2 protein-coding genes are annotated in these 1,787 nt (G+C 25.7%); one reads left to right on the plus strand and one right to left on the minus strand.

Annotated elements, in window-relative coordinates:
• Window positions 1–346: 346 nt before the first annotated feature.
• Window positions 347–1,456 (plus strand): YcjF family protein, encoded by a 1,110-nt coding sequence (locus A500_RS10970; protein ID WP_016207655.1) that lies wholly within the window; start codon window positions 347–349, stop codon window positions 1,454–1,456.
• Here the strand turns inward: A500_RS10970 and A500_RS20955 are convergent.
• Window positions 1,457–1,787, minus strand: a 331-nt coding sequence (locus A500_RS20955) for a hypothetical protein (protein WP_207637411.1), incomplete at its 5' end; no start/stop codon positions are given.

Genomic DNA, 1,787 nt, shown 5'->3' on the forward strand with positions numbered 1-1,787 from the left:
CTTTAAATGATACAAAAAATGAATCAGAAAATAATAGTTTAACTGCATCTAAAGAAAAGATTGTTGTAGAAAATAATAAAAGAAAATCAGAAATAATATTTTCTATATTTATTTTATCAGGAGCATTTTTCACAATTGCAATTTCCTATATTAAATTTAAAAAATAACTTAAAACTATATAAGGGGGCAAAGTTTTGCCTTCTTTTTTAATTTTCAAATAAACACACATAAAATTCAATTAACAATTAACAATTAACAATTATTTATATAGATTATTAATTAAAACATATATATAATAAAATAAAGAATTTACTTATTTATAATATAGTAAACTAGAGGTGGTTAAATGGATAACTATAATTTTATAAATGATTTATTTGAAAAAATAAATGAAGAAAATAATAAGATAATTCCAGCTAATATAATGTTAATTGGTAAAACAGGAGTAGGAAAGAGTACTCTAATAAATAATATATTTAGAGAAAATTTAGCTAAAACAGGAGTAGGACGACCAGTTACTGAACATCTTAAAAAGATAACTAAAGAAGGAGTCCCTTTAAATTTATATGATAGCAGAGGCTTAGAATTAGATAAACAGATTCAAGATAAAGTAAGAAATGATATCGATAATGAAATAGATAGAATACATAGAAATAAGGATATTAACTCCGAAGATTTAATACATGTTGTTTGGTATTGTATTAATTCGGCCTCAAATAGAATAGAAAGTTTTGAAATTGAATGGATAAAAAACTTATCACAAAAGGTACCCGTTATTATTGTATTAACTCAAAGTTTTACTGATAGTTCTACAGAACTTGAAAAGTATATAGATAATATGAACTTAAATATTAGAGGAATTCAAAGAATTCTTGCAGAGCCAATAAAATTTGGAAACATAGAAATACCAAGATTTGGACTTAGTGAACTAGTAGAAAAAACTTATCAAATTTTACCACAAGGAATAAGAAGGGCTTTTAACAATGCCCAGAAGGTAGATTTAAAAAGAAAAGTAGATGCTGCTACCAAATGGGCTTTAGGGTATATTGGAACCTCCTTTGGGGTTGGTTTCTCGCCTATTCCTTTTTCAGATTCAGCAATTCTTATACCCGCTCAAGTAGGAATGCTTGCACATATTACAACTATTTTTGGTGTTAAAGTAGATAAAGATTTATTAATAGCAATAGCTTCAGGTGTAGGAGGTATTGCAGGAGTAACTGTAGCAGGAAAAACAATAGTTAGTAATCTTTTGAAATTCATACCAGTTGCAGGTACTATTATTGGAGGTGCAATAAGTGGTACAACAGCTAGTGCATTAACAACGGCCTTAGCTTTTTCTTATATTGAGGTAATGAAGAGAGTAGCTTCTAATCAATATGAAGGTAAAACAACTGAAGGTGAAGAAATATCACAAATGATGTATGAAGAATTAAAAAAGCATTTTAATAAAAATTAATTAAAATGCTTTTTGACCTAAATAATATATTAATGCAAGAGCAATAGACATAAATAATAATACTGTAAGCTTTTTTAAATTTAATTCATGACTTACAATCATTAAGAATATTTCAAATATACAGACTAATATAATTCCTATTAAGGATAATTCTAATGCTAAAATAAAAAATATGAAATAATAACCTATAAATTTAAAAAAAGAAGCAAAGACTAGTACAAAAATACTAATTAAAACAAGTATAACTAGTGGAGATAATTTATACTTTAGTGACTTTTTATTTTTAAAAGTCCAAAACTCATAGATTAAAAATAATATTATCACCGACTGC

Origin of the sequence: Clostridium sartagoforme AAU1, from assembly GCF_000401215.1 — a bacterium.
Classification (GTDB): Bacteria; Bacillota; Clostridia; order Clostridiales; family Clostridiaceae; genus Clostridium; species Clostridium sartagoforme.

Excerpts from the sequence above, each read along its gene's own strand:
- A500_RS10970 (WP_016207655.1), top strand. The coding sequence starts at position 347 with ATGGATAACTATAATTTTATAAATGATTTATTTGAAAAAATAAATGAA.